The sequence below is a fragment of the Bradyrhizobium sp. CIR48 genome (assembly GCF_014198315.1).
Classification (GTDB): domain Bacteria; phylum Pseudomonadota; class Alphaproteobacteria; order Rhizobiales; family Xanthobacteraceae; genus Bradyrhizobium.
This window is the reverse complement of the sequence record NZ_JACIHG010000008.1, coordinates 18,127-43,094: the sequence shown is the minus strand read 5'-3', so window position 1 is coordinate 43,094 and position 24,968 is coordinate 18,127. Positions and strand designations below refer to the sequence as shown.

Genomic DNA, 24,968 nt, shown 5'->3' with positions numbered 1-24,968 from the left:
GACAATCGCCATTGGAGGCCGGTTTGCCCATCGCGCCGCTGTTCCGACCGATCGATGTCGCGCCGGCCTATCAGAAGGTCGCCGACGCCATCGAGCGCGAGATCGTCAATGGCCGCATCAAGCCCGGCGATCCCATCGGCACCGAGCACGATCTGGTCCGCCAGTTCGGCGTCAATCGCTCGACCATTCGCGAGGGCATCCGTGTGCTGGAGGAGGGCGGGCTGATCCGGCGCGATTCCTCGCGCCGCTTGCACGCCTGCCTGCCGCGCTACAGCAAGCTCGCAAGCCGTCTCAGCCGCGCGCTGGTGCTGCATGAGGTCACCTTCCGCGAGCTCTATGAAGCCTCGATGACGCTGGAGGTCGCCAGCATCGAGGGCGCCGTGGAGCGCGCGACGGACGAGAACCTCGCCGAGCTCGACGCCAATCTGCTGCGCAGCGAGGCCGTGGTCGGCGATCCCGCGATGCTGGCCGAATGTGACGCCGAATTCCACGTGCTGGTCGCAAAAGCCTCGCAGAACCGCGTGCTCCAGCTCGCGCGCGAGCCCGCGGCGCAGCTGTTCTATCCGACCACCGAGATGATCGTGACGGGTGTCGCCGAGGGCGGCCCGCGTCTCGTCGCGGCGCACCGCCATCTCATCGACGCGATCCGCCGCCGCGATCGCGAGGCTGGCGTGCTCTGGACGCGCCGGCATTTACAGGACTGGCGCCGCGGCTTCGAGAAGATCGCCTCGCTCGATCGCTCGGTCGAGCACATGTACATGGAGCACGCGCAGGCGGCCCGGCGAAGATAACGCCGCATGATCCGGAAAAGTGTGAAGCGGTTTTCCGGCAAGATCATGCGCAAAAGAGAAGACGCAAGATATCAAGCAAGAAATCCAACAAACAAAGACATCACCCGGAGGGACACATGAGCGAGACCGCAGCCACCATCGCGAAGGCACGCGAACATTCCATCGGCGATCTCCTGCGCCGCTCGGCAGGGCGCGAACCGAACAAGCTCGCGGTGAGTTGCGGCAATGTGAGCTGGACCTTTGCCGAGATGGACGCGATCTGCAACCGGCTCGGCCGTGGTCTGCTCGGGCTCGGCGTGAAGAAGGGCGACCGCCTCGCGGTGCTGTCGCGCAATTCGCACGCGTTCGCCGCGCTGCGCTTCGCGGTGGCGCGGATTGGCGCGGTTCTGGTGCCGATCAACTTCATGCTCAATCCGGACGAGATCAATTTCATCCTGAAAAGCTCCGGCGCAAAGTTGCTCGCGACCGGTCCCGATTTCGTCGAGCCGGCGAAGGCCGCCAGCGCGAAAGACTGTGCGGTCGAAAAAATGATCTGGCTGCCGGGCGAGGATCCCGCGTCGGCGCCGGCGGGCCTCACCACCTTCGACGATCTGCTTCATTCCGAGGGCTCGTTCCTGGATGCCTCGGTCGATAGCCGCGATCTCGCGCAGATCGTCTACACCTCAGGCACCGAATCGCTGCCCAAGGGTGCGATGCTGACCCACGAAGCCGTGATGTGGCAGTATGTCAGCTGTATCATCGACGGCGGCATGAGCGTGGACGACAAGTTCCTGCACGCGCTGCCGCTGTATCACTGCGCCCAGTTGGACGTGTTCCTCGGGCCACAGATCTATCTCGGCGCCTCCGGCGTCATCACGGGCAAGCCGACCGCCGACAACATCCTGGCCCTGATCCAGGCCCACAAGATTACCTCCTTCTTCGCGCCGCCGACGATCTGGATCGCGATGCTGCGCTCGCCGAATTTTGACAAGTCCGACCTGTCGTCCCTGCAGAAGGGCTATTACGGCGCCTCGATCATGCCGGTGGAAGTTCTGCTCGAGCTTCAGCGTCGCCTGCCCGCCGTAAAATTCTGGAACTTCTACGGCCAGACCGAGATCGCGCCGCTCGCGACCGTGCTGCGGCCGGAGGACCAGCTGCGCAAGGCTGGATCGGCGGGCAAGCCCGTGCTCAATGTCGAGACGCGCGTCGTCAACACGTCAATGGAAGACGTTGAGGTCGGCGAGGTCGGCGAGATCGTGCACCGTTCGCCGCATCTGTTGTCCGGCTATTACAACGATCCCGTGAAGACTGCGGCAGCGTTTGCCGGCGGCTGGTTTCACTCCGGCGATCTCGCCACCGTCGACGAAGAGGGCCACATCACCGTGGTCGACCGGGTCAAGGATATGATCAAGACCGGCGGCGAGAACGTCGCCAGCCGCGAGGTCGAGGAGATGGTGTATCGTATCCCGGCGGTTTCCGAGGTCGCCGTCGTCGGCCTGCCCGATCCGCGCTGGATCGAGGCGGTCACCGCCATCGTCGTGGTCAAGAGCGGCGAAAAGCTGGACGAGGACGCCGTCATCAAGCACTGCGCCGGCCAGATGGCGCATTTCAAGGTGCCCAAGCGCGTCATCTTCGTGGATGCCTTGCCGAAGAATCCGAGCGGCAAGCTGCTCAAGCGCGAGCTGCGCCAGCGCTTCGTCGGCGGCGAGACGCTCGACAAGGCGATCCAGAAGAATTTTGGCGCGTAAGGCCGGGCGGCTTTTGGCTGCGTCGTGATCGAGTTCGCTAGCCGGCGTCGCCGGCCAGCTTCCTGACGTCGTCCGGCGTCTGCCCGAACCGGCGGCGAAACGCGCGATGGAAGTAGGAGACGTCGTGGAAACCGGCGAGATGCGCGATCTCGATGATCTTGCGTGTGCGCAGGCTCGGATTTCGAAGGAGACGTTCGGCACGCAGCAGGCGCTGCTCCAGCACGAAGCCGCTATAGGTGATGCCGGCCTGCTCGAACAGCAGCTGGATCGTGCGCGGGCTGACGCGGTGCGCGGCTGAAAGCAGGGTGAGCGACAGTGCAGGGCTGTCGAGCTGCGCCAGGATGTCGGACTTGAGGGTTTCGAGACGCGCTGCCGCCAGGCCGCGCATTCGAGCCTGCTCGGCGACATCGCCGCGCGCTCCGATCATCAGCACCGAAAGGTCGAACAGGTGCTGCGAGACCGCGTCAAGTTCCGCCGGGGCGAGTTTGTCGGCATAGGCATGCGCGAGATCGTAATATCGCAGGTACATCGACGTGATCGGATTGGCGCCGGGGATCGACCGCGCAATCAGGTCCTCGGCATTCGGGCAAACGCGTAGCAGCGCCTTGCGCGGCAGCAGCGCGGTCCGAAAATTGCCATTCCCGGTCTGAGTGATGTAGGCGCCTTTGATCGAGGGATCGCCAATTGTGACGTCCCCCGCCGCGATCTCCAGCGGGCGTTTTCCCATGGTCCCGCTCAATGCCGAATTGGGCGACGTCGTAATCACCAATTCGTCGTTCGTCCCCAACGACACGAAAGATATCGGCGAGCCGAACGAGGCCGAGAGCCTGATGCGGGGAAGAATGGCCGGCGCAATGGTTCGGTGGACTCGCCCTTCCCCGACCGGCACGAAATCGACGTTGGCCACCTGACGGCAAAACTGCTCGCGCCATCTTTCATAGGCCGGGCCATTCGGGTCGCCATCAAAGGAGAGTTGAGGCTGGATCATCGATCGGGAAGGGCAGGTCTGTTGGCGATTACGGCAGGTTGTATCGTCACGCTGCTGCTCCGCAACGGCAAAAGCGGGAAATTGCGTGATAAGCCACTTGCGATGACGCGCTGCGACCGCGACCAGGTGCCGCAGTCCGGTGTGCCCGGATCGCAACAGGCGCAGCCGCTGTCGCTGCGTTTCAGCTCAGTCCATTCGGTGGTTCGCGCCCTGCCACGAACGCGGATCGCTTCCCGCCTATCGTGGCCAGCGAGTGATCGACCGATTGGAAGGGAATGACCGGATGACACCTCGTGTGCGCGATCTGCTGCCGGCTCTGCTGGTGCTTGGCCTTGGCGCGGCTTGTGCCATTGATGCAACGGCTGCCGACATCGCGCTCAAGGCTCCGCCTGCGCCTCCGCCGGTCGGCTTCACCTGGACGGGGTTCTATGCGGGTGTTCACGCCGGCTATGGCACCGGCGATGGCAACGCCGCGAGGGTCGATCCCGGTGCGCTGCCGGCGCTGTTTCCCGGCGTGAACAATCTCACGTCGACGGCATCGGCGTCGTTCACGCTGGGGGTCGATCAGTCCGGCTGGCTGGGCGGACTGCAGGCAGGCTACAACTGGCAGAGCGGGCATCTGGTCGCCGGCGTCGAAGCCGATGTGAGCGCTGCCGGGTTCGGCGAGCGGGCATCGGGCTCATATGCGTTTCGTCCCGTTTTCCTGGTCGGCGATTTCGACAATTACACCGGCACCGTGAGGGTGACCCAGGACATCGATTATCTCGGTACGCTGCGCGGACGTATCGGCTATGCCAGCAACAACTGGCTGCTCTATGCCACGGGCGGTCTCGCCTGGGCCCACGTCAAGGCAAGCCTCGACAGTTCTCATGTCAGATTGACCAATAATTTCCCGATTCCCGGTTTTCCCGGCGCACTGGACGGTCATGCCTCCGCAAGCGGCTACAATATCGGCTATGCGGTCGGCGGCGGCGGCGAATGGGCGTTCGCGCCGCACTGGTCGTTCAAGGCGGAGTATCTGTATCTCAACCTTGGCCGCCAGCTCTCCTTGTCTATCCCTGCGAGCAGCATGCCCGCCGGCGACATCGAGCTTCACACCTTCAGGGTCGGCCTGAACCGGCAATTTACGCCGTGAGGTCGGCCACGGCGATGAAGCTCAATACTTCTTTACCGTCGACCCGAACGCGAACCACAGCGCCATCGATGCGAGGCCGAAGCCGCCGAGCAGCAGGAAGGTCGGCCCGTAGCCAATCCATTGCGCGATCCAGCCGCCGAGCGCCGGACTGAGGCTGGCGCCGATGCCCTGCACCGTAATCACGGCGCCCTGGCCGAGATTGATGCGGCCGCTGCCGTTCAGCGCGCGCGCGACCATGCCGGGAACGGCGACCGTCTGCAGGCCGGTGCCGATACCGTCGAGCACCTGCATCGGTATGACGCCCCACCATCCCGTCACGAAGAAGGCCAGCACGCCGCGGATGGGCAAGAACATGAAGGACACCAGGATCACCGGCCAGTAGTTGCGCTTGCTCGCGGCCTTCATCGCGATCAGCGACGTCACGATCATGACGCCTTGCGCGATCACCACGGTGGTCGCGACGAAGCTCGGGCCGTTGGCCTGTCCCTCGGCCACCGCCGCAAGCCCGTAGAGCGGAACGATGGCGGCATTGCCGAGATGGAAAAGGGCGAGAGCAAGTGCCAGGACGAGCAGCGGCTTGTGCTTGAGCAGCATCGTCATCGCATCCGGCGGAGCCTTGGAATCGTCCTCCTTGCTGCCGCGCGCGGCACGGTCGTCGATCGCCTTGGCGGGGATCATCATCACACAGGCGATCGCGATGGCGCCGAACACGGCCGCCAGCACGAACACGGCGACATAGCCGAACCTGTAGCCGAGATAGCCAGACAATGCCGCGCCGACCATGTTGCCGGCGTGGTTGAACGCCTGGTTGCGGCCGTTCAGCGCGTTGAATCCCTTCTGCTTGGCGATGCCGAGCGTGATGCCCGTTACCGCCGGTACGATGGCGGCGCTCGCCAGCGATTGCGCCACTTGCGAGAACGTCACCGCCCAGAAGTTCTGCGAGATCAGGATGATCGCGGAGGCAAGAACGACGCAGATGCCGGGAATGACGACCCATAGCCGTTTGTTGCGGCTGGAATCGATGAAGCCGCCGATCGGCGTCGTGACCAGCATGCCCGCGACATTGCCGATCGTCATTGCGGTGCCGATCAGCCCGGTCGCCCAGCCGCGCTCCTGGAGGAAGACCCCGACGAACGGCCCAATGCCCGACTGCATGTCGGCCATGAAGAAGTTGAGCGCGAACAGAGGCCAGATACGGGACGAGGAGGAAGGCCGCGATGTCATCGATACCCAAACATGCTCTTCGTGTGTCGCGATCCTCTTGACCAATCCTTCCGGCGTGGACCTGAACGTAACGGGCGCTCGCCGCGTTGGTTCCAGTCTGTCCTTGCGCTCATCGATCTTGCCGAAAGCGCGGTCGCAATGTCATCCTGCGATCTTCCCACGGAGCTCTGGTCATGCCTCTCTGGACCTGCGAAACCTGCGGTGCGCAATTCCCGAACGGCGGAAATCCGCCCGCCTCCTGCGTGATCTGCGAGGACGAGCGGCAGTTCGTGAACTGGAAAGGGCAGACCTTTCTCACGCGCGAGGAGCTGGCGCGGGGGCACCGACTGGTGGGACGCGACGATCTTGGCCTCACCGGGATCGCCCTGGAGCCGAGCTTCGCCATCGGACAGCGCGCGCTGCTGGTGCCTCAGGGCGACGGCTGCGTGATGTGGGATTGCATTCCGCTCGCAACCGATGAGGCCATCGAATACGTCGCAGCGCTCGGCGGACTGAAGGCGATCGCGATCTCGCATCCGCATTACTACGGCGCGGTCGCCGACTGGAGCGATACCTTTGGCGGCGTGCCGGTCTATCTGCATGCCGACGATCGCGCTTTCGTCACGCGGCCGCATCCCTCGATCGTGCACTGGACCGGCGAGAGCCACCGCATCTCAGACGATGTGCTGCTGCTACGCACCGGCGGTCATTTCGCCGGCGCCACCATGCTGCATTGGCAACGCGGTGCCGAGGGCAGGGGCGCGCTGCTCACCGGCGACATCGCCCAGGTGACGATGGACCGCCGCTTCGTCAGCTTCATGTATTCCTACCCCAACTACATGCCGCTCAACGCCGCCGCGGTGCGGCGGATTGCGGCCGCTGTCGAGCCGCTTGCCTTCGATCGCATCTATGGCGCCTGGTGGGGCCGCAACATCGCTGGCGGCGCCAAGGCCGCCTTTGCGGCGTCGGTGGAGCGCTACATCGCGGCCATCAGCTGAGCCGGCGAGCGGATCTGATTTATCTTGCCGGCCTCGAATAACTGTACTATAAGTACAGTTATAAATCTGCTGCAGTGACGCAGCTGCAGGCCGGGCATGATCGATGCATCGTGGAAGCTGCGGCGCTGTGCGGCCGCGTAAACGGAGTTCGGTTCATGACGGCGCATTACGAGATCTTCGAGGCTGGCGACGTTGTCCTCCAGTCCGGGACCGTTTTTCCTTCGCTGAAGCTTGCCTACAAGACCTATGGCACGCTGAGCGCTGCAAAGGACAACGTCATCCTCTATCCGACCTCGTTCAGCGCGCAGCATTTTGACACCGAGTGGCTGATCGGGCCCGACGGCGTGCTCGATCCCACGCGCTACTTCATCGTCATCCCGAACCTGTTCGGCAACGGCCTGTCGTCCTCGCCGTCGAATACCGCAGCGCCGTTTCCCGAGGTGACCTATCACGATGCGATTGCGGTCCAGCATCGGCTCCTCACCGAGCGTTTCGGCATTTCAAAGCTGGCCCTCGTCTATGGCTGGTCGATGGGTGGCATGCAGGCCTATCACTGGGCGGCGCTGCACCATGATATGGTCGAGCGTGCAGCCGTGGTCTGCGGCAGTGCCCGCTGCGCGCCCTATAACCATGTCTTCCTGGAGAGCGTGAAGGCCGCGTTGACCGCCGATCCCGCCTTCCGCGACGGCCGCTTCGCAGACAAGCCCGTTGCCGGCTATCGCGCCATGGGGCGCGTCTATGCCGGCTGGGCGATGTCGCACGGCTTCTATCGCGACGAGCTCTGGCGCGAGGCCGGCTTCACCTCGCTGGAGGATTATCTCGTCCGCGTCTGGGACGCGACGTTTGCCCGGCGCGACGCCAATGATCTCTTGGCGCAGATCGGCATCTGGCAGCGGGGTGACATCAGCCGCTGCGAGGCGTTCGGTGGCGATCTCAATCGCGCGCTGGCGGCGATCAAGGCGCACATGCTGCTGATGCCCGGGGCGACCGACCGTTATTTCGACGTCCGCGACAACGAGGACGAGCTCGGCCGGCTGGTCAACGCGAAATCCGCGGTGCTGCATCCGATCCCGTCGCTACATGGCCATCGCGCCGGCAACCCCGTCGGCAATGCGCGCGACCAGGCCTTCATCAAGGCCGAAATCGCGGAATTACTCGGCGAGCAGGCAGGCAACCGATCATGACCGACACAGCCGTTTCCGAGTCCGGCCATCGCTTGAAGCCGTTGACGCCGGCCCTGCTGCGCGAATTGTCGGCCCGCTCCGATCTCAGAGGCGCGGCGCAGAGCCTTGGCCATTATGGCGTGATCGTGCTGGTGGGCGCGCTGATCTGGAAGGTCTCTTCGACGTGGGGCGTGCTCTGGACGCTGCCGCTGATGGTGGTGCAGGGTTATGTCGTCGCCTTCCTGTTCATGGCGGTGCACGAGACCGCGCACAAGACCGCGTTCAGGAGCCGCAGCCTCAATCTCGTCGTCGGTCATCTCTCGGCCTTCCTGATCGGATTGCCTTACGAATATTACTGCCTGTTTCATTGGGACCATCACCGCTACACCCAGGATCCGGACAAGGACCCGGAGCTGATCGTCGGCGTGAAGCCGGCCTCCGACACGCAGCTCGCGATCGCCTATAGCGGCCTGCTCCAGGTCGCCGGCCGGCTTCGGCTGATGCTCGGCCATGCCGTCACCGGAAAGGTCACCGTGCCATGGATCCCCGAAAACAGACGCGCCGTCATCGTGAGAGAGGCGCGTGCCTATGTCGCGGTCTATGTCCTGCTGCTCGCGCTCTCGCTGTGGTTCTCGTCAGCGCTGTTGCTCTGGGTCTGGCTCGTCCCGCTCGTCATCGGACAGTTGTTCCTGCGGCCCTATCTCTATGCCGAGCATACCGGCTGCGAGCGCACTCGCAGCGCTTTTCAGAACACCCGCACCACCTACACCGCTGCGGTGGTCAAATGGTTCGCGTGGAACATGCCCTACCACGTCGAGCACCACGCCTATCCCTCGATCCCGTTTCACGCGCTGCCGAAGCTGAACGAGATCGTCGACGGTGAGATCGTTTATCGCGGCCGCGGCTACATCCAGACGACGCGCGAAACCTGGGCCTGGTTTCGCCGGCAGCGGCAGGCCGGCTAACTCAACGCAAAAGCTCCGGTCGCGGCGCGACCGGAGCTTTGTCGGAAGGCGGGATATCAGTAGATCCCGTACGCGCAGACATTCACGATGCGGACGCGCATGCCGTGACGGGTCTGAACGAGGCGCTCCTGGTAGCAGTTGCTGACGCCAGTGTTGACGTAGACGCCGCCGAAGCCCCAGCCCGGACCCCAGCCATGACCCCAATGGTGATGGTGGAAACCGCCAGCCGAGGCGGCGGTGGGCGCGAGAGCGGCAACGCCGAGCGAACCGGCGGCGATCAGACCGAGAGCAAGCTTACGAAACATCTTCATTCTCCAGTGTGGCGCTAAGGCCGTTGTTGTGTCCCTGCATCTCGGTCGGGCCGAGACGCGAATGAGTTCACCCGGGAGGAGGAGAATCGTGTTTCAGGAGTGTTTCGTGGGCTGCGGCGAAATATGCCGGCCTTATGTTTTCCGCGCCGCGCGATAGCGCGCGGCCATCGCCTGCGTCAGCTCCGCCATCTTGTCGCGGAGGTCGGCGGGCTCCAGCACTTCGGCCTCGGGGCCGAGCCGCAACAATTCGGCCGCGGCGTGCCAGGACGTCTTGCCGACAGGCACGCGCGCAATGCGCCAGCCGTCTGCATCGCTGGCCTCTTCAATCTCCGTACGCGCCTTGATGTAGGGCTGGCTCAGCGCATCGAGCAGCTTGACGCCGAACGGCGACAACCGGACGATCGCGACATTGGGATGCATCTCCGCCTCGAGACGCAGCGTCGCGGCCTGCCAATAGGCGGCAAGATCGAAATCGGCCGGCCGATCGAAGCCGTCGTCGAGCGCCGTGCAGTCGAGCACGCGCGCGACGCGATAGGTGCGCACGCTGGCGTCGACTTGGCCGGCGAAATACCAGCTCCCGCCCTTCAGCACGAGACCTAGCGGCGCGAGGCGACGCTGCTTTTCCGCGCGCCAGCTCTGGTAGCGGATCTTGATCAGTGTTCCGCGCAGCACGGCGCCGGCAATCGTGCGCAGATGCCTCGGCTCTTCGGCCTCGCCGAACCAGCCCGGCGCGTCCAGATGAAAGCGTTCCTGCATCCGGCTGGCGTCCTGGCGCAGATGGACGGGCAGCGCCGCCATCAGCTTGTTCTGCGCGGCGATCATTGCCGCATCCAGCCCCAGCGCCGCCGCCGGGCCCGGCAAGCCCGCCAGGAACAGCGTCTCGGCCTCGCTCTGCGACAGGCCGTTCAGCCGCACGCGATAGCCGTCGAGCAGCCGATAGCCGCCCTCCGCGCCACGGTCGGCGTAAACGGGAACGCCTGATGCCGCGAGCGCGTCGATGTCGCGATAGATCGTGCGGACCGAGACCTCGCAGGCCTCCGCGAGCTCGGGCGCGGTGACTTGCCCCCTGGCCTGGAGGGTGGTGAGGATCGACAACATTCGGCTCGCGCGCATGATTGCTTAAACCATACCTGACACAGGATGTCAGGTATGGCCCGCTACAAGCTGCGCCACCGCCCGCTGGCCCGATGGAGACCTGCCATGACCGATCCGAACCGCATCACGCTGTATTACTCGCCGCAAAGCCGTGCCACCGGCACGCGGGTGCTGCTGGAGGAGCTGGGTGCGCCCTACGACCTGCATGTCCTCAACATGAAGGCCGGCGAGCAGCGTCAGCCCGCTTATCTCGCCATCAATCCGCTCGGCAAGGTCCCGGCGATCCGCCACGGCGATGCCCTGGTGACCGAGCAGGTCGCGATCACCATCCATCTCGCCGATCTCTTCCCGCAGGCCGGTCTGACGCCCGCGCTGAACGATCCGCTGCGCGGTCCTTATCTGCGCTGGATCGCCTATTACGGCTCATCCTTCGAGCCGGCGCTGATCGACAAGTTCATGCAGCGTGAGCCGGCGCCGATCACGCAGTCGCCCTATGCCGACTACGACACCATGTTAGGTGCGCTCGAAGCGCAGCTGTCGAAGGGGCCCTATTTGCTTGGCGAGCGGATGACGGCTGCCGATGTGTTGTGGGGCGTGGCGTTCAGCTGGACCATGATGTTCGGCATCGTGCCGAAGAAGGACGTCTTCGTCCGCTATGCCGAGCGCATGACCGCGCGGCCTGCGTTCCAGCGCATCAATGCGGCGGACGACGAGATGGCGGCGCTGCATGCGAAGGCGGCGGGAGTGTAGGTCAGCCCCACACTCGGTGTCGTCCCGGGACGACAGCGAGAGAAATTTCAAAACCTCGGCGCTCGCTTCTCCGCGAACGCCTTGATGCCTTCCTTGATCTCGTCGCCGCGCATGCTGTCGCGGTGGCGCTGGTCGGCGGCGCGGTCATCGAGCTCGCCGCGGGCGAATTCGTTGATCGCGCGCTTCATGCCGCGCATCGCCTCCGGCGCGTTGCCGGCGAGGATTCCGGCGAGCTTGTCGACCTCCTCGTCGAGGAATTCCACCGGTACCATCGCAGTGAGATAGCCGATGCGCAGCATCTCCGGCGCGCTGATCTTCTGCGCCGTCAGGAACAGCTTCTTCGCGTTGTCGACGCCAAGCCGGGTGACGTAGCGTTTGATGCCGCTCCTGTAATAATGCAGTCCGAGGCGCGCTGCCGGCATGAACATCTCGGCGGTGTCGACGCCGATGCGGAAATCGCAGGCGAGCGCGAGGTCGGTCGAGCCGCCATAGACGCCGCCGTTGAGCCGGCAGATCGTCGGCACGCCCAGATCCTCCAGCCGGTTGACGACCACCTCAAATGCAGAGCCCGCGCTCTGCTGCTCGTTGGCGCTGACGGCGCGCTCGGCGACCGAATTGAGGTCATACCCGGCTGAGAAGGCGCGTCCGGTGCCGGTCAGCACCAGCACACGGATGGCTGGATCGGCTTCGACCAGATCGAACAGTCTGACGAGCTCGTCGAGGTCCTCGGCCTGGAGCCGGTTGAGATGCTTCGGCCGATTGAGGCGGATGGTGGCGCGGGCGCCGTCGCGTTCGAGCACGGGGCCGGTGGCTGCGTCGGTGATGTCCGACATCTTGTCTCCTTTTATCTGTTTTCGAGTGCGCGTCGTTTCGCCTCGGCGTCAATGGTCTCGGCGAGATCTGGATGTCGTGCCATCAACACGCGGAAGTCGACGAGGTCGAGCACCAGAAGCCGCGACACTTTCGTGGTCGAGACGTTGGCGCCGCGCATGTTGTTGCCGAGCAGCGCCATCTCGCCGAAGAAGGCGCCTTCGCCGAGCTGCACCTTCTTGCCGGGCAGCTCGACCTCGACCTCGCCGGCGGCGATGAAATACATGCAGTCGCCCTGCGCGCCCTTGCGGATGATCATGGTGCGCGCCGGCAGCTCCATGGTCCGCAGCATGTGGGTGACGTCGGCAATCGCGGCGGGGCCGAGCGCCGCGAAGAACGGTACCTTGCTGACGGATTCCCAGGTCTTGAGGAAATTGTCGCGCCGCGTCTCGGCGGCAAATCCGGTCGCCAAAATACCGGTCCAGAGGCCGAACACGCCGAGGCCGGAGATCATCACCGCGGCCGCCACGATGCGGCCGAGCGGCGTAACCGGCACGACGTCGCCGTAGCCGGTGGTCGTGAGTGTGACGACGGCCCACCACAGCGCAGCGGGGACGCTGCCAAAAGTCTGCGGCTGCACGTCCCGCTCCAGGAAATATTCGGCGACGGAGGCGAGGAAGACCACCATCAGGAAGATCACGAGCACGCTGAGCAGCGGGCCCGATTCCAGCACCAGCACGCGGCGAAGCTGCCGAAGACCGGGGATGCCGGGGACCACCTTCAACACCCAGAGCACGCTGAGCAGCCAGGCCGTCTTCGGCTCGGCACCGAGGAGAAGCGCGACCGGCACCGCCAGCGCCCCTATCGCGTCGACCAGCCCGGCGGAGGAGGACATGTACAGCGAGAGCCGCCCCTGCTGCGTCATGTGGCGCAGCCGCACCAGCCATTCGAACACGAAATAGGCGAGGCAGGTCCAGAGCAGGGTGTTGATCCAGCCATGCGCCTCCTGGGCGCGCTTGTCCGACAGCAACACCATGCTGAGCACGCCGACGGTCACAGCCACATAGGCCGCCTTGGTCATGTTGCGGCCGGCCGTGGCGGCCGCGAACTGGGCCAGAGCGGAAATCAGCGGCTTGGACATGCGGGCAGGCGGCTCGGTGTTGAGACAAGTCTTCGGGTCCCGGCGGGACGCCGGCGCCAAAGTGCCCGCCTGGGCGAGGGCCGTCAACGACAGGCAGGCGGCGTGATCGGCGCTGCTGCGCCGGGCGGCCGGTCCGTGCCGCCATCGTTGGCGGAATGCCTTACCTGAAATGCGGCGGCTCGTCGTAGCCACGGCGGCTGCTGAAGAACAGCAGCACCATCAACCCGACGCCGACAATGACGGAAAACCCTGCGCCCAGTGCCAGCGCCACATAGCCTTCCGTCGGGATCGGCTCACCTTCGACCGCCATTGCGGAATAGGCGAAGTAGCCGGCCGCCGCCAGCATTCCCAGAAGGAGGATGATGAGGAGTGCACGCATGCTGCGGTCTCCGGTTGTAGTCGCGAACCAACGGTTGCAGGTGGGCTGGGTTCCAGACGGCCGGCCGTCACGATCTCCCTCTTGTGCCCCGGACGCAGCGCAGCACCGAGTGATGCGCTGCAGAGCCGGGGCCCATCCAGCAGCGCAAGCTGCGGTTCCTGGGTCCCGGCTCGGCGCCGCAAACGCCTTCGGCATTGCGGCTTGTCCGGGACAAGAGATTGATGGGCGGCCCAATCGGGCGGCCGTCAGGCACTCTGGGCGGTCTTCACCACCACGACATTGCTGTCGTCGTGCTGGGCAGGGCCGCCGTCCTGCACCGTCTTCTCGGTTTCGCCGGCATGGCGTTTCAGATAGTCGCGACGCATGCCGATCTCGTCGCGGACGAATTCGTAGCCGAGCTTGAAGGTGTCGAGGCCGTCGGTGCTGATCGTGCCGTCTCTGAGCCCGATGACCGCCCCGCGTAAAATGCCCTCCAGTTCGTCCTGGAGACATTCGAGCTGATCCAGAGAGTGGGCGTGCTCGATCCGCTCGCCGATGTCGAGGATGGCGGTGGAGAGCTCGCTGGCCTTCTCCGGCGCGATCCGGGTGATCTTGGCGTAGATCGCCGCGAAGATCGAGCCGATGACGCTGAGCGCGGCGGCGCCCAGATACATCAAGTCGCTGTACTTATCCATGAACGACTTGGTGTCGTCATTGATGTAATCGGCCGCCCCCTGGTGCGCCATCACAAAGGCGTCCTTCTCGACGGAGGCCGGCTCGATCCTGCTGGCAAAGCCGTTGTCGAGGCCGAGCGCGGATTTGTTCTCGTAGATGGTGCGCGCCAGCTCGCCCGCCGTGGATGGCGACATCCTGGATTGCGCGACCAGCAACCATTCGAGTCCGATCGTGTCGAGATCGTCATCGGGGATTTGCGGCGACGTCGACAGCGTGCCCGCCGTCAGCGTCTCGCTGGAAATGCCCGGGAGCTTGCGCGCCAGCGCCTTGGCCTCGTCGATCGTGTTGAGCGTGAAGCCGCCACGCTTGGCGACCTGCTCATAGGCCTTGTCGCGCACTGCCCTGGAGGCATGAACGATGGCGATCACCGCGCCAAAGCCGTTTGACGGCGCGAACAGCTTGTCGAGCGTCGTGCCCTGCGGCGCCATCTGGATCTTGGCCGCGTCCGGACCGTCGGGGATATCGAGGATGCTGCGGACGAAGGCGAGGGAGGATTCGTTCTCGGCGAGAACGGCGACCTTCTTTTTCTTCAGCTCGGCGATCGACTTGATCTTCTTGTTGCCGGGACCGAGCAGAAGCACGAGATCGTGCTCGAGGATCGCGAGCGTGCGCGCCCGCAGTGGCACCTTGGCGTCGGTGCGCAGCACGGCCAGATCGGCCTGCTTGCGGTCGAACTGGGCGAGCGCCTTGGCATTGTCTGCGTTGTTGACGATCTTGATCCGGAAGCGCGAGGCGTTGGTCTTAAGCACGGCAGCAAGCTTGGCCGCGAACAGCGCCTCGTCGCTGTTGGGAGCGCCGACGGCAAAGGTCAGCGTCTCCGAATTGTGCAGCATGGCACGGCCGCCCCAGACGGTGGCGAGCGACAGCAGCAGGGTCAGCACGACGTAGAGGAAGACCTGCTGCTGATTGGTCTTGATCACCTTCGGGCGCCGCGGCGGCGGCTCGATCGGGGATGTGGTGGGGCCTTCAGTACTCATGGCAGCACTCTGGCCTTATTCCCGGGTCACGGGCGGCTCGCGGACGTGATCGCGGCGGGCGCCCTGCAATTCCTAAACATCTGAAAAAAGAACGATATTCTGTGCCGGCAATGATAACGCGCCGGGACCGGAAAGCAAATTTCGAGCCGAGGGTAACCTTTACTCGACGTGGCCGCGGCGAAAGGTCATCCTATCACCAGTTAGCCACACTTGGCGATTTTCCGGTTCCCCCGGCTGCATTCCGCCGCGGGAGATGTCATAAATCGAAGGTCCCGGCGATTTGACCGGTCCAAGAAGAAGTTGCGCTGAACGCTCCAATTTTTCTTGTCACCTCAATGAGGGCGTCGGCTTTGTCGTTTCCACCCATGTCATCGGCGGTTCCGGTCGAAGCGCTCATTGGCTGGATGCTGCTGCTCACCTTCAAGCACATCATCGCCGATTTCGTTCTTCAGACCGCCTGGATGGCGCACGGCAAGGACCAGAAGCACGGCTGGGCCCTGCCGCTGCTGGTGCATTGCCTGATTCACCTTGCGGTTGCGCTACCGTTGATAATGATCGTCGCGCCGAAATTCTGGTTCGTCGCCTTCATCGACTTCGTGATCCACATCACCATCGACCGCGCCAAGGGGTTCGTCTCGGCCAATTTCGGCGTCGACCTTGCACATCCCTGGTTCTGGACCCTGATCGGCGTCGACCAGGCGCTGCACCATCTCACCGGCTTCGGTCTGTCCATCTTCATGGCGGCGAACTGAGGGCTGACGGCCCTCTGAGTGGGCAAGCCTTCATCGGCACTAAAGGTCGTCATGCCCGGGCTTGTCCCGGGCATCCACGTTCTTCCTGCGTCTTGGCCGTTCGTGGATGGCTGGGACAAGCCCGGCCATGACGCCGTGGAGGCGCTGCCGCCCGTTCTCCAGCCAGCGCGGTAATTCCCGGTCCCACCGCCACCTTCCGATTCGCCGCGAGCGCGCAAGCACCCCGGGTGACTACCGGGCAGCGTGGTTAACCTTTCATTAGAGAATTGCGCTGCATCTTCCGCACACGAGGGAGAACTGCAATGTTTTCAAGCCGCGATACTTTTGAAAGCGATTTCTGCCCGGTTCGCGACGAGCTCCTTGGCGAGATGTATCGCGCCAGCGAGAGTGGCCTGCCGAGGCTGGTTGAGAGTGTTTCCCCTGACGCGCGCGCCAGGCTGGCGCTGTTCTGCTATCGCCGCAGCCATCTGCACTCGCTGGCGGTCGCGATCGCAGCGAGCTGCAACGAGCGCGACCTGATCGAAAACGGCGGCCGCGTCGGCTCGACGCTCTATGCGCTGTCGCGCGAAGGCACGGCGAAATCCTCGCCGTCGCTGTCGGGCGGACGCAAGCCGATCACGCTGTCGACCAAGCCGCTCTCGGTGCTCGCACCGCTGGACGACGAGATCGACGACGAAATCGGCGAAGCCGTTCCGGCCTAACTAGCTTCGATAGCCGGAAGCCCGAACTTCCGCCGCGCCATCGCGCATTCGGTGTCGCCCGGCATGCAGGTGCGACACACCTCCGGCCGTACCGCATAGATGCCGCACGCGGTCGCTCTTCCAATATCCCCCTGCAAGGCTGAGCAGCGGTCGCCCTCGCAACGCATGCCGGATTGGCGGTCGTTGACCAGCGCCTCCGGAATCGCGGCAAGCTCTTCGTCGCTCTCGATCGAGAAGCGCGGCCAGTTGGCCGAATAGCCGCAGCAGGCGCCGCAACTCTGGCAACAGCTCGACAGATCGACGGGGGAGCTCTCTTCCATCGTCCTCAAATGTCCTTGTCAGGTGTCTTTGGGCGGGCCCCAGACCAGGCTCTGCCGCCATCTCGCGCGCAGCACGTCGCGCCGCTCCGGATATCTCTCGTCGAGATAGTTGGCATCGACCACGCGGTCGGTGCGGAAGCTGCGGAAGTCGCCACGTAGCTCGCACCAGGCTGCCAGCAGGCGCACGGCTTCGAGATAGCCGACCGAGATCGGCCAGATCATGCGCTCGCTGGCGCGGCCCTGCTCGTCGCGATAGCGCAGCATGATCTTCTTGCCTTCATGGATCTGGGTGCGCGTGCGCACCATGTCCAGGCGGTCCGGCTCCCTGTTCCAGCTCGGCCGTGCCCGGCTCGCGGGCTCCAGCACGAACGGACGCAGCCGCTCGGGCACGGTGTCCGCGATCTTGGCCATCAGATCCTCGGCCGCGCGCGCCAGTGCCGAATCGGCATGGCCGGCGACCCACTGTGCGCCCAGCACCGCCGCCTCGATCTCGTCGGGCGTCAGCATCAGCGGCGGAAGATCAAATCCCTTTTCCAGGATGTAGCCCATGCCGGCTTCACCGCGGATCGGCACGCGCTGGCCGATCAGCGTTGCGATGTCGCGATAGATCGTGCGCTTCGAGGTCTCGAGCTCGGCCGCGATGGCGTCCGCCGTCAGCGGCTTACGCGTGCGCCTCAGCACCTGGATGATTTGAAACAGCCGGTCGGCGCGTCTCATGACGGGTCTCTTGTTGTGGTCTTTTCAGAAAGCGGCGCGCGGCTGCTGACAGGATGTTGGCAGCAGGGGGGTTCTATACCGGGACAACACATCGACTGAAGAGGATTTGTCCATGATCATTCCGACCCATTTCGGCCCGGCTATTCCGATGTTGCGGGCACAGGCGTGGTCCGCGTCGGCGTTCGGTCGCCTCGTTTCGCTCGATCTCATGGCCGTCGACCTCCGGTTTGCCCTCGCAAGCGTGGTGGCACGCCCGCTGATCCAGGCCGCGGACGCGCTGGTCCGCCATGTGATGGGCCGTGCCTGGCGGGGGGCCCGTTTCGCAGAAGATATCACGGCTGCTGCCACCATGGTGGCAGCAGCCCGGCACTAGGTTCCGTCAACTTTTTCGGTGGTTCAGGAGAAGCTTTCATGATCACGCTCTACGGATTTGGCACCGGCTTCGGCCTGCCGGAAATCAGCCCCTTCGTCACCAAGACGGAAGTGCAGCTCAAGATGGCGGGACTGCCCTACCGGAAGGAGCGGGCGATGCCGCCGGCCTCGCCGAAGGGGCAGTTGCCCTTCATCGACGATGGCGGCGAGGCGGTGGCCGATTCCACCTTCATTCGCGCCCATATCGAGCGCCGCTACGGCTTCGATTTCGATGCCGGGCTGTCGCTCACCGAGCGTGCGCAGGCCTGGGCGTTCGAGCGCATGATCGAGCACCACATCTACTGGGGGCTGGTCGGGGCGCGCTGGGTCGATCCCGTCAATTTCGCCAAGGGGCCTGCGCATTTCTTCGACGGCGCGCCGGAGCACAACCGCGAGAAGCTGCGCGAGGACGCGCAATTCCGCGTCGCCGAGAACTATCTGCTCTCGGGCCTCGGCCGCCATGGTCCCGATGACGATGTCGAGCTCGCCGTGCGCTCGCTGTTCGCGCTCTCGGTGCAGCTCGGCGACAAGTCCTATCTGATGGGCAAAAAGCCCTGCGGCGTCGATGCCACCGCCTTCGGGATGCTCGCCGGCATTCTCTCGCCGTTCTTCGAATCGGCCCTGCGCGAGCGCGCCGAGGGCTTTCCGAACCTCACCGCCTATGTCGATCGCATGATGGACAATTACTATCCGGAGTTCGCCTGGACCCCGCTGCGGCAGGCGGCTTAGGGCCTGATGTGATGAATCTCCTCTCGTGCTCCGAAGGAGGTGCGTTCCCTCCCCCCTTGTGGGGGAGGGTTAGGGAGAGGGGTAGCCCAGCAAAAGGTGCTGCTTGGTGATGGTGCATGGAGGCCGGCGCACGACGGAAGGAATCCCCGTGTGGCACCCCCCTCCCTGCCCCTCCCCCACAAGGGGGGAGGGAAGGGTGAGAGCGGTGTTGTTGGCCTGGATACGATTTGATCTCCCGCTCGCGGCACTCGATCTCAAACGCCCAAACAAAAGAGCCGGCCCATCGGGCCGGCTCTCGTCGTCTCTCGGCTCTCGCTGCGTCTATTTCACCAGCGAGTACTTGCCGTTCTTCACCGTCAACAGGATGCGCGAGCGCTCGTCGAGGCCGTAGCGGTCCTTTTCGGTGAAGTTGTAGACGCCCTGGCTTGCCGCCAGTTCCTTCTCCGTCAGCAAGGCCTGGCGGATCGCTTCGCGGAATTCCGGCGTACCGGGTTTTGCGGTCTTCAGCGCGGTCGGGATGATGCGCTTGAGGATCTCAAAGGCGTCGTAGGAATGGCCAGCGAACTGGCTGCGGCTGTTCGGGCCGTACTTTGCCTCATACGCGGCGTTGAGCGCGAGACCCGGCTTCTTGGTGGCGGCTTCGTCCGGCTGGTCCTCGGGGTCCATCACCGGACCCGACGCCATCAGCACGCCCTCGGCCGCTTTGCCGGCGATGCGGATGAAGTCCATGCTGGCTGCGCCATGGGTCTGGTAGATCAGGCCCTGATAGCCGCGCTCGCGCAGCTCGGTCTGCGGCAGCGCGGCTGCGGTGCCGGACGCGCCGACCAGGATCGCGTCGGGATTGGCGGCAACGAGCTTCAGGACCTGTCCGGTCACCGACGTATCGGGACGGGCGAAGCGCTCCTCGTCGACGATGGTCATGCCCATCGGCACGGCCTGGGCTTTCAAATCGTTGAACCAGAGGTCGCCATAGGAGTCGGAATAGCCGATATAGCCGAGCGTCTTCACGCCCTTGCTCTTCATGTGCTCGTACAGCACCTTGCCCACGATCGGGATCGGCTGCGGCATCGCCACCGACCACTTCATGCGCTCGGGCGTGATCGGGAACGGTGCCAGGCCGAAATGCGGAATGCCGGCTTCGTTGGCGACGTTGGAGACCGCGATCGTCGGCGGCGTCAGCGCCGAGCCCATGATGATGTCGGCCTTGGATTCGGTCACGAAACGGCGCGCGTTGGTGGTTGCGGTGGTGGGATCGCCGCCGTCGTCGAGCACGATCACCTTCAGCGGCACGCCGCCGATCTCCTTCGGCACGAATTCCAGTGCGTTGCGCTCGGGAATGCCCAGCGCGGCGCCGGGGCCGGTCGTGGTGGTGGTGATGCCGATGGTGATTTCGCTGGTCTGGGCCAGCGCGGGCAGCGCCGGCAGGGCAAGCGTCGCCGCGGTGATGGCGGCGGTCAAGTAAAAGCGTTTCATCTATTCCTCCCTTTACGTGTTTCTTTGAAAGCAGAAATCGGGGGGTAATTCAGCCCCCTCTTTTGGCGATGCGGCGATTAGCTCCGGACTTAACTCCCCGTGAATTTGGCTACCATTTCCGCCGGGAACGGTGCCGATTTCAGCTTGTCGGGGTTAACGGGATCGCGACCGACGAGGACGCGGGTCTCAAAACCCTCGATAGCCAGCGCGTCACCCTTGTAGACGTTGTGCTTCACCTCGAAGCTCGAGCGCCTGATGCTCTCGATCTTCGTCTCGATGGTGATCCAGTCGCCATAGGTCGAGGGGATGTAGAACTTGGATCGCGTGTCGACCATGGGGATTCCCACCAGGCCGTATTTGCGGACCAGGTCCTGCTTGGAGAATCCGGCGACCTCGAACAGGGTCGAGGTCGAATCGTCGAACATCGCGAAATAGCGCGGGTAGTAGACGATGTTGGCGGGGTCGCAATCGCCCCACTGGATCTGTACGTCGCGCCGGTTCACGAACATGTGTCGCGCGCCTTATTTCGGCGCCATGCGCAGCGAGCCGTCGAGGCGCACCACTTCGCCGTTCAGGTAGGAGTTCTCGACCATATGCAGCGCGAGCGCGGCGAACTCGTCGGCGTGGCCGAGCCGGCGCGGGAAGGGGATGGCGGCGGCGAGCGAGTCCTGGGCTTCCTGCGGCAGGTTCGCGAGCAGCGGGGTCAGGAACAGGCCGGGCGCGATGGTCAGCACGCGGATGCCGAACTGCGCCAGCTCGCGCGCGATCGGAAGCGTCATGCCGACGATGCCGCCCTTGGAAGCCGAATAGGCTGATTGCCCGATCTGGCCGTCATAAGCGGCAACGGAGGCGGTGTTGATGATGACGCCGCGCTCGCCGGTCGCCTGCGGCTCCAGCTTGGACATCTCGGTCGCGGCCAGGCGCAGCATGTTGAAGGTGCCGATCAGATTGACCTTGATCACCTTGTCGAAATCGGCGAGCGCCATCGGGCCGTCGCGGCCGACGACGCGCTTGGCAACGCCGATGCCGGCGCAATTGACCAGCACGCGCGGCGCGCCAAGAGCCTTGGTCGCCTGCGCGATCGCAGCCTCAGCGGAAGCGGCATCGGAGACGTCGCAGGTGATTGCCACGCCCTTGATCTCGGCGGCAACCGTCTCCGCGAGCTTGGCATTGAGATCGCACACCGCGACCTTGGCGCCCTGCGCCGCCAGTTTTCGCGCGGTTGCAGCGCCCAGTCCCGATGCGCCGCCGGTGACGATGGCTGCCTGATCTTTCAACAACATGGCGTTCTCCTGTAGCTTATGTCCGGGTTACCCGACCGATATCACACGGTCCGACGGATTGGCAGCGTAGAGCTCCTCGATCAATTCGGTGCGATGCTCGAGCACGGCGCGCTGGTTGATCGAGCCCTTGTCGGTGACTTCGCCCTTGTCGATCGAGAGCGGCGCGTCCATCAGGATCGCGCGCGTGATCCGGGTCGAGGAACCCGTGGCTTGGCTGAGGAAACCGGCCAGGCGCTCGCGAAACGCCTCGCGCACCAGCCGGTCGCGTGTCGCGACGACGAGATCGTCGGTCGGCAGCGTCGGATTGATCAGCCGGCAACCGTCGAGGTCGAGCACAACCAGCGCCGAGACCTCGTCGCGATTGATGCCGGCAATAACGACGTCGCGCACCAGCGGGGCGCAGGCCGCCGTGAGGCGCGCGCGCAGCGGGCCGACGCTGACCCAGGTACCGCTGGCGAGCTTGAAGTCTTCACCGACACGGCCGTCGAAATCGAAGCCTGCGTTGAGATCATCGGGATCGGCGGGCTTGAGCGCATCCCCCATCTTGTAAAATCCCTCCTCGTCGAAGGATTTCGCGCTGATGTCGGGTTGGCGCCAGTAGCCGGGCATCACGTTCGGCCCCTTGGCGCGCACTTCCAGCTTGCCGTTGTTCGGCACCAGCTTGGCGTCGTTGCCTGACACAGGCAGACCGACATGGCCGGAGCGGCTGGTGCGCGGATTGACCGACATGAAGAACGGCGCGGTCTCGGTCGCACCGAGCCCGGTCAGCATCGGCACCCGATAACCTTTTTCCTTCACCGCGAGCTCGTCGAGGCTGTCCCAAATGAATGGCGACAGCGCGGCGCCGGAGAAGAACATCGCATGCAGCCGGTCGAAGAATTTTGCGCGCAGGCCCTGGTCGTCGCGCAAATAGGGCAGCAGCGATTCATAGCCCTTCGGCACGTTGAAATAGACCGTCGGCGAGATCTCCTGGAGATTGCGCACGGTCTCCTCGATGCCGCCGGGCATCGGCTTGCCGGCGTCCAGATACATCGAGCCGCCATTGTAGAGCGTCAGGCCGATATTGTGGTTGCCGCCGAAGGTGTGATTCCAGGGCAGCCAGTCGATGATGACCGGCGGCTCGTCTTTCAGAAAGGCGAGCGTCTCGCGCAACATCACCTGGTTGGCGCAGATCATGCGCTGGGTGTTGATGACGGCCTTGGGATTGCCGGTCGAGCCCGACGTCAGCAGGAATTTCGCGATCGTGTCGGGGCCGATCTTGCCGTGGACCTCGTCGAGATCGCTGCGGATCGGCGTCGCTATGAGGTCGGCGAGCGTGGTGACGTCGCGGCCCGGCACCTGGCCGTAGGACGCGGCTATCTCGGTGCCGAGCGAGACGTTGGCGGCAAGCGCATCGGCGAACTTGTCGGCGTCCTCGGCGAAGACGAGGCCGGGCGTCAGCAGCTTCATCAGGTAAGAAAGCTTGCCGTAGTCCTTCGACACCAGCGAATAGGCCGGCGACACCGGGCAGAACGGAATGCCGGCATAGAACGCGCCGAACGCCAGCAATGCGTGATCGATCGAATTGCCGGAGAGGATGACGACCGGCCGCTCCGCCGACAGGCCGCGCGCAATCAGGCCGGACGCAATGTGACGGCTGGCGACGAGCAACTCGGCGTAAGTGATCTTGCGCCAGCCGCGGCCGCCTTCGCGCTCGGCCATGAAGACGCGGTCCGGCGTCGTCGCCGCCCAATGATGCAGGCGATCGGTGATGCGGACGGGATAGTCGCCGAGCGGCTGCTTCGGCCTGAGGTAGATCGTGCCGTCGTCGCGGCGTTCGATGTCGACGACGGGATCGCCGAACGAAATGGGCCGCAGCGGGAAAGTGCTCGCGCCGCGCTCCATGCTGGAAGAGGACGGCTGCGCGCTCATGACTTGGGCTTTACCTTTGCGGTCTTGTGTTCGAGGAATTCGCGGATCCGGCGCTTTGCCTCTTTGTCGCTCTGCGCGACGGTCGCCATCAGCGATTCCATCAGCAGGCCGGTCTGCGGATTGGCCTCCGCGATCATCGGCAGCGCCTGGAGCACGGCGAAGTTCGTCAGCGGAGCGTTGGAGGCGACCTTGGTCGCAAGCTCCATCGCCTTGCCGAGCCCGTTGCCGGCCTCCGTGACATATTGCGCGAAGCCGTAGGAGGCGCCTTCGGTGGCGCTGTAGACGCGGCCCGTCAGCATCATGTCCATCATCCGGGCGACGCCGATCAATCGCGGCAGACGCACCGAGCCGCCGCCGCCGACGAAGATGCCGCGCTGGCCCTCCGGAAGCGCGAAATAGGTCGAGGGCTCGGCGACGCGGATATGCGCCGAGCAGGCAAGCTCCAGCCCGCCGCCGATCACAGCGCCCTTCAGCGCCGCGATCACGGGCACGCGGCTGTACTGGATGCGGTCGAACACGCGGTGCCACATCTGGGAATGGAGCAGGCCGCCGGTCGCGTCATGCTCGGTCAGCTCGGAGAGGTCGAGGCCGCTGGAGAAATGATCGCCAATGCCGTGAATGACGACCGCGCCGATATCCTCGGGCAGGGACGCAAAACACTCGCCGATTTCCAGGATGATGCCATCGTTGAGCGCATTGCGCTTGGCCGGCCGGTTCAGACCCACGGTCAGAACCCGGTCCGCCCTCTCGATCCGGAGTAGCCCGGAGGCACCCGCGTCAGCGGTCTCGGCGTTTCCCTGTGTCATTTGCGTCCTTGTCAGAATAGTTATGTTGTATAACGAATTTTGGGGGAGTCAAGCTTGGGCTGACGCGTGGAGTTAACCGGTTAGGGGCAAAATCCTTCCCCAAATTCGATGTCGTCCCTGCGAACGCAGGGACCAATAACCCCAGGGAGGAGTTTGGCGAAGACTTGCCGTTCGGTACTCCCACCGCCCGCAATCGATAGATTCCGCGGTATGGGTCCCTGCGTTCGCAGGGACGACAGCAGAGCGTATGGTCACATCACCTGATGCACGTCGATCACGACGCGGTCGGCGTGGCGCGCGGCTGAGCCGACGAAAATGTGCTCCATCAGCCAGCGATACTTGTCGTGCCCGGTCTCGAACCGCGGCACGGTGCGGAAATAGATCAGCTTGGGATCGACCGGCTCGCCGCGCTTGAGCTTCTGCAGCAGCTCGACCGGTCCGAAACGCATGCCCTTGTTCTCGACATAGACAATGGCGCCGTCGTCGGTCTCGAAGGCGTATTTCGCTTCCAGGTCGATCAGCTCGTTGGGTCGGATGGTCTGGAAGTCGGCGCCGAACGGCAGCACCTTGCCTGATATCGCACCCGTGACCTCACCGCCGATGATCGGGATGATGCGGCGGACACCGATGCCGGTCTCGCCGGCGGTGACGACGTCGCCGATGCACGCGGTGATGGTGAAGACGTACTTCGTCTTGAGCGTCGGTGTCGTCATGCTTC

General features: G+C 64.5%; 28 protein-coding genes. 12 read left to right on the top strand and 16 right to left on the bottom strand.

Annotation, left to right across the window (positions count from 1 at the left end):
* Nucleotides 1-23: 23 nt before the first annotated feature.
* The gene (locus GGD66_RS24090) at nucleotides 24-791 is read left to right on the top strand and encodes a FadR/GntR family transcriptional regulator (protein ID WP_183259181.1); all 768 of its coding nucleotides are present in this window, start codon (nucleotides 24-26) and stop codon (nucleotides 789-791) included.
* Between the two features lie 116 nt (nucleotides 792-907).
* Nucleotides 908-2,518 (top strand): acyl-CoA synthetase, encoded by a 1,611-nt coding sequence (locus tag GGD66_RS24085; protein WP_183259180.1) that lies wholly within the window; start codon nucleotides 908-910, stop codon nucleotides 2,516-2,518.
* A 37-nt stretch (nucleotides 2,519-2,555) separates the two neighbouring features.
* Here GGD66_RS24085 and GGD66_RS24080 read toward each other — a convergent pair whose 3' ends face one another.
* Nucleotides 2,556-3,245 (bottom strand): AraC family transcriptional regulator, encoded by a 690-nt coding sequence (locus tag GGD66_RS24080; protein WP_246788965.1) that lies wholly within the window; start codon nucleotides 3,243-3,245, stop codon nucleotides 2,556-2,558.
* Here GGD66_RS24080 and GGD66_RS41615 point away from each other — a divergent pair.
* Nucleotides 3,244-3,429 (top strand): hypothetical protein, encoded by a 186-nt coding sequence (locus tag GGD66_RS41615; protein WP_244550636.1) that lies wholly within the window; start codon nucleotides 3,244-3,246, stop codon nucleotides 3,427-3,429. The genes GGD66_RS24080 and GGD66_RS41615 overlap by 2 nt on opposite strands.
* Before the next feature lie 360 nt (nucleotides 3,430-3,789).
* The gene (locus tag GGD66_RS24075; RefSeq protein ID WP_092254277.1) at nucleotides 3,790-4,641 is read left to right on the top strand and encodes an outer membrane protein; all 852 of its coding nucleotides are present in this window, start codon (nucleotides 3,790-3,792) and stop codon (nucleotides 4,639-4,641) included.
* Between the two features lie 21 nt (nucleotides 4,642-4,662).
* On the opposite strand, the gene GGD66_RS24070 is transcribed toward GGD66_RS24075, so the two are convergent.
* Entirely contained in the window at nucleotides 4,663-5,865 is a 1,203-nt protein-coding gene (locus GGD66_RS24070) for an MFS transporter (RefSeq protein ID WP_183259178.1), read from the bottom strand.
* 173 nt (nucleotides 5,866-6,038) lie between these two features.
* Here GGD66_RS24070 and GGD66_RS24065 point away from each other — a divergent pair, with 173 nt between their 5' ends.
* From GGD66_RS24065 to GGD66_RS24055, 3 genes are all read left to right on the top strand, one after another.
* The gene (locus tag GGD66_RS24065) at nucleotides 6,039-6,842 is read left to right on the top strand and encodes an MBL fold metallo-hydrolase (RefSeq protein ID WP_183259177.1); all 804 of its coding nucleotides are present in this window, start codon (nucleotides 6,039-6,041) and stop codon (nucleotides 6,840-6,842) included.
* A gap of 155 nt (nucleotides 6,843-6,997) precedes the next feature.
* Nucleotides 6,998-8,026 carry an alpha/beta fold hydrolase gene (locus GGD66_RS24060; protein ID WP_183259176.1) on the top strand — a complete coding sequence of 343 codons (1,029 nt, stop codon included), beginning with the start codon at nucleotides 6,998-7,000 and terminating at the stop codon, nucleotides 8,024-8,026.
* The gene (locus tag GGD66_RS24055) at nucleotides 8,023-8,970 is read left to right on the top strand and encodes a fatty acid desaturase (RefSeq protein ID WP_183259175.1); all 948 of its coding nucleotides are present in this window, start codon (nucleotides 8,023-8,025) and stop codon (nucleotides 8,968-8,970) included. Before GGD66_RS24060 ends, GGD66_RS24055 begins: the two co-directional genes overlap by 4 nt.
* 56 nt (nucleotides 8,971-9,026) lie before the next feature.
* Here GGD66_RS24055 and GGD66_RS24050 read toward each other — a convergent pair whose 3' ends face one another.
* Both GGD66_RS24050 and GGD66_RS24045 read right to left on the bottom strand, forming a co-directional pair.
* Nucleotides 9,027-9,275, bottom strand: coding sequence for a hypothetical protein (locus GGD66_RS24050; protein WP_026202545.1), 249 nt, complete (start codon nucleotides 9,273-9,275; stop codon nucleotides 9,027-9,029).
* Between the two features lie 138 nt (nucleotides 9,276-9,413).
* The gene (locus GGD66_RS24045; RefSeq protein WP_183259174.1) at nucleotides 9,414-10,394 is read right to left on the bottom strand and encodes a YafY family protein; all 981 of its coding nucleotides are present in this window, start codon (nucleotides 10,392-10,394) and stop codon (nucleotides 9,414-9,416) included.
* 87 nt (nucleotides 10,395-10,481) lie between these two features.
* Between GGD66_RS24045 and GGD66_RS24040 the strand changes: the two genes are divergently transcribed.
* Nucleotides 10,482-11,126, top strand: a complete 645-nt coding sequence (locus GGD66_RS24040; protein WP_183259173.1) for a glutathione S-transferase family protein — start codon at nucleotides 10,482-10,484, stop codon at nucleotides 11,124-11,126.
* A 47-nt stretch (nucleotides 11,127-11,173) separates the two neighbouring features.
* Here GGD66_RS24040 and GGD66_RS24035 read toward each other — a convergent pair whose 3' ends face one another.
* From GGD66_RS24035 to GGD66_RS24020, 4 genes are all read right to left on the bottom strand, one after another.
* Nucleotides 11,174-11,959, bottom strand: coding sequence for an enoyl-CoA hydratase/isomerase family protein (locus tag GGD66_RS24035; RefSeq protein ID WP_183259172.1), 786 nt, complete (start codon nucleotides 11,957-11,959; stop codon nucleotides 11,174-11,176).
* A gap of 11 nt (nucleotides 11,960-11,970) precedes the next feature.
* Complete coding sequence (locus tag GGD66_RS24030; RefSeq protein WP_018321416.1) at nucleotides 11,971-13,077, bottom strand: cyclic nucleotide-gated ion channel; 1,107 nt, start codon at nucleotides 13,075-13,077, stop codon at nucleotides 11,971-11,973.
* Nucleotides 13,078-13,237: 160 nt separating this feature from the next.
* Nucleotides 13,238-13,456, bottom strand: a complete 219-nt coding sequence (locus GGD66_RS24025; protein WP_018321417.1) for a hypothetical protein — start codon at nucleotides 13,454-13,456, stop codon at nucleotides 13,238-13,240.
* A 245-nt stretch (nucleotides 13,457-13,701) separates the two neighbouring features.
* Complete coding sequence (locus GGD66_RS24020) at nucleotides 13,702-15,147, bottom strand: TAXI family TRAP transporter solute-binding subunit (RefSeq protein ID WP_092254289.1); 1,446 nt, start codon at nucleotides 15,145-15,147, stop codon at nucleotides 13,702-13,704.
* 404 nt (nucleotides 15,148-15,551) lie between these two features.
* On the opposite strand from GGD66_RS24020, the gene GGD66_RS24015 reads away from it, so the two are divergent.
* Nucleotides 15,552-15,899 (top strand): DUF3307 domain-containing protein, encoded by a 348-nt coding sequence (locus tag GGD66_RS24015; protein ID WP_049815038.1) that lies wholly within the window; start codon nucleotides 15,552-15,554, stop codon nucleotides 15,897-15,899.
* A gap of 302 nt (nucleotides 15,900-16,201) precedes the next feature.
* Nucleotides 16,202-16,600: a hypothetical protein gene (locus GGD66_RS24010; protein WP_026202549.1), complete on the top strand. Its 399-nt coding sequence runs from the start codon at nucleotides 16,202-16,204 to the stop codon at nucleotides 16,598-16,600.
* Here the strand turns inward: GGD66_RS24010 and GGD66_RS24005 are convergent.
* The gene (locus GGD66_RS24005) at nucleotides 16,597-16,920 is read right to left on the bottom strand and encodes a YkgJ family cysteine cluster protein (protein WP_183259171.1); all 324 of its coding nucleotides are present in this window, start codon (nucleotides 16,918-16,920) and stop codon (nucleotides 16,597-16,599) included. The two genes, GGD66_RS24010 and GGD66_RS24005, sit on opposite strands and share 4 nt — an antisense overlap.
* A gap of 18 nt (nucleotides 16,921-16,938) precedes the next feature.
* The gene (locus GGD66_RS24000) at nucleotides 16,939-17,637 is read right to left on the bottom strand and encodes a YafY family protein (protein WP_026202551.1); all 699 of its coding nucleotides are present in this window, start codon (nucleotides 17,635-17,637) and stop codon (nucleotides 16,939-16,941) included.
* A 112-nt stretch (nucleotides 17,638-17,749) separates the two neighbouring features.
* Here GGD66_RS24000 and GGD66_RS23995 point away from each other — a divergent pair, with 112 nt between their 5' ends.
* Together GGD66_RS23995 and GGD66_RS23990 are read left to right on the top strand one after the other, a co-directional pair.
* Nucleotides 17,750-18,010, top strand: coding sequence for a hypothetical protein (locus tag GGD66_RS23995; protein WP_018321420.1), 261 nt, complete (start codon nucleotides 17,750-17,752; stop codon nucleotides 18,008-18,010).
* Nucleotides 18,011-18,048: 38 nt separating this feature from the next.
* Nucleotides 18,049-18,777 (top strand): glutathione S-transferase family protein, encoded by a 729-nt coding sequence (locus tag GGD66_RS23990; RefSeq protein ID WP_183259170.1) that lies wholly within the window; start codon nucleotides 18,049-18,051, stop codon nucleotides 18,775-18,777.
* 321 nt (nucleotides 18,778-19,098) lie between these two features.
* Here the strand turns inward: GGD66_RS23990 and GGD66_RS23985 are convergent, their stop codons facing one another.
* The 6 genes from GGD66_RS23985 to GGD66_RS23960 all read right to left on the bottom strand — a co-directional run bounded on the left by GGD66_RS23985 (nucleotide 19,099) and on the right by GGD66_RS23960 (nucleotide 24,963).
* Nucleotides 19,099-20,250, bottom strand: a complete 1,152-nt coding sequence (locus GGD66_RS23985; RefSeq protein WP_091955892.1) for an ABC transporter substrate-binding protein — start codon at nucleotides 20,248-20,250, stop codon at nucleotides 19,099-19,101.
* Nucleotides 20,251-20,339: 89 nt separating this feature from the next.
* Nucleotides 20,340-20,759, bottom strand: a complete 420-nt coding sequence (locus GGD66_RS23980) for a thioesterase family protein (RefSeq protein ID WP_018321423.1) — start codon at nucleotides 20,757-20,759, stop codon at nucleotides 20,340-20,342.
* A 12-nt stretch (nucleotides 20,760-20,771) separates the two neighbouring features.
* A complete protein-coding gene (locus tag GGD66_RS23975) occupies nucleotides 20,772-21,533 on the bottom strand; it encodes an SDR family NAD(P)-dependent oxidoreductase (protein WP_018321424.1) in 762 nt (253 codons plus the stop codon).
* A gap of 27 nt (nucleotides 21,534-21,560) precedes the next feature.
* Complete coding sequence (locus GGD66_RS23970) at nucleotides 21,561-23,444, bottom strand: feruloyl-CoA synthase (RefSeq protein WP_183259169.1); 1,884 nt, start codon at nucleotides 23,442-23,444, stop codon at nucleotides 21,561-21,563.
* Complete coding sequence (locus GGD66_RS23965) at nucleotides 23,441-24,250, bottom strand: crotonase/enoyl-CoA hydratase family protein (RefSeq protein WP_028142148.1); 810 nt, start codon at nucleotides 24,248-24,250, stop codon at nucleotides 23,441-23,443. The genes GGD66_RS23970 and GGD66_RS23965 overlap by 4 nt, the downstream gene beginning before the upstream one ends.
* A 251-nt stretch (nucleotides 24,251-24,501) precedes the next feature.
* Nucleotides 24,502-24,963, bottom strand: a complete 462-nt coding sequence (locus GGD66_RS23960; RefSeq protein ID WP_183259168.1) for a DUF3237 domain-containing protein — start codon at nucleotides 24,961-24,963, stop codon at nucleotides 24,502-24,504.
* Nucleotides 24,964-24,968 lie beyond the last annotated feature (5 nt).

Coding starts and splice junctions, on each gene's coding strand:
- GGD66_RS24085 (WP_183259180.1), top strand. CDS start 908: ATGAGCGAGACCGCAGCCACCATCGCGAAGGCACGCGAACATTCCATC.
- GGD66_RS23990 (WP_183259170.1), top strand. CDS start 18,049: ATGATCACGCTCTACGGATTTGGCACCGGCTTCGGCCTGCCGGAAATC.
- GGD66_RS23980 (WP_018321423.1), bottom strand. CDS start 20,759: ATGTTCGTGAACCGGCGCGACGTACAGATCCAGTGGGGCGATTGCGAC.
- GGD66_RS24080 (WP_246788965.1), bottom strand. CDS start 3,245: ATGGGAAAACGCCCGCTGGAGATCGCGGCGGGGGACGTCACAATTGGC.
- GGD66_RS24045 (WP_183259174.1), bottom strand. CDS start 10,394: ATGCGCGCGAGCCGAATGTTGTCGATCCTCACCACCCTCCAGGCCAGG.
- GGD66_RS24075 (WP_092254277.1), top strand. CDS start 3,790: ATGACACCTCGTGTGCGCGATCTGCTGCCGGCTCTGCTGGTGCTTGGC.
- GGD66_RS23975 (WP_018321424.1), bottom strand. CDS start 21,533: ATGTTGTTGAAAGATCAGGCAGCCATCGTCACCGGCGGCGCATCGGGA.
- GGD66_RS41615 (WP_244550636.1), top strand. CDS start 3,244: ATGGTCCCGCTCAATGCCGAATTGGGCGACGTCGTAATCACCAATTCG.
- GGD66_RS24035 (WP_183259172.1), bottom strand. CDS start 11,959: ATGTCGGACATCACCGACGCAGCCACCGGCCCCGTGCTCGAACGCGAC.
- GGD66_RS24065 (WP_183259177.1), top strand. CDS start 6,039: ATGCCTCTCTGGACCTGCGAAACCTGCGGTGCGCAATTCCCGAACGGC.
- GGD66_RS24040 (WP_183259173.1), top strand. CDS start 10,482: ATGACCGATCCGAACCGCATCACGCTGTATTACTCGCCGCAAAGCCGT.
- GGD66_RS24050 (WP_026202545.1), bottom strand. CDS start 9,275: ATGTTTCGTAAGCTTGCTCTCGGTCTGATCGCCGCCGGTTCGCTCGGC.
- GGD66_RS24070 (WP_183259178.1), bottom strand. CDS start 5,865: ATGACATCGCGGCCTTCCTCCTCGTCCCGTATCTGGCCTCTGTTCGCG.
- GGD66_RS24005 (WP_183259171.1), bottom strand. CDS start 16,920: ATGGAAGAGAGCTCCCCCGTCGATCTGTCGAGCTGTTGCCAGAGTTGC.
- GGD66_RS23960 (WP_183259168.1), bottom strand. CDS start 24,963: ATGACGACACCGACGCTCAAGACGAAGTACGTCTTCACCATCACCGCG.
- GGD66_RS24020 (WP_092254289.1), bottom strand. CDS start 15,147: ATGAGTACTGAAGGCCCCACCACATCCCCGATCGAGCCGCCGCCGCGG.
- GGD66_RS24030 (WP_018321416.1), bottom strand. CDS start 13,077: ATGTCCAAGCCGCTGATTTCCGCTCTGGCCCAGTTCGCGGCCGCCACG.
- GGD66_RS23985 (WP_091955892.1), bottom strand. CDS start 20,250: ATGAAACGCTTTTACTTGACCGCCGCCATCACCGCGGCGACGCTTGCC.
- GGD66_RS24060 (WP_183259176.1), top strand. CDS start 6,998: ATGACGGCGCATTACGAGATCTTCGAGGCTGGCGACGTTGTCCTCCAG.
- GGD66_RS23970 (WP_183259169.1), bottom strand. CDS start 23,444: ATGAGCGCGCAGCCGTCCTCTTCCAGCATGGAGCGCGGCGCGAGCACT.
- GGD66_RS24010 (WP_026202549.1), top strand. CDS start 16,202: ATGTTTTCAAGCCGCGATACTTTTGAAAGCGATTTCTGCCCGGTTCGC.
- GGD66_RS24015 (WP_049815038.1), top strand. CDS start 15,552: ATGCTGCTGCTCACCTTCAAGCACATCATCGCCGATTTCGTTCTTCAG.
- GGD66_RS24055 (WP_183259175.1), top strand. CDS start 8,023: ATGACCGACACAGCCGTTTCCGAGTCCGGCCATCGCTTGAAGCCGTTG.
- GGD66_RS24000 (WP_026202551.1), bottom strand. CDS start 17,637: ATGAGACGCGCCGACCGGCTGTTTCAAATCATCCAGGTGCTGAGGCGC.
- GGD66_RS23965 (WP_028142148.1), bottom strand. CDS start 24,250: ATGACACAGGGAAACGCCGAGACCGCTGACGCGGGTGCCTCCGGGCTA.
- GGD66_RS23995 (WP_018321420.1), top strand. CDS start 17,750: ATGATCATTCCGACCCATTTCGGCCCGGCTATTCCGATGTTGCGGGCA.
- GGD66_RS24025 (WP_018321417.1), bottom strand. CDS start 13,456: ATGCGTGCACTCCTCATCATCCTCCTTCTGGGAATGCTGGCGGCGGCC.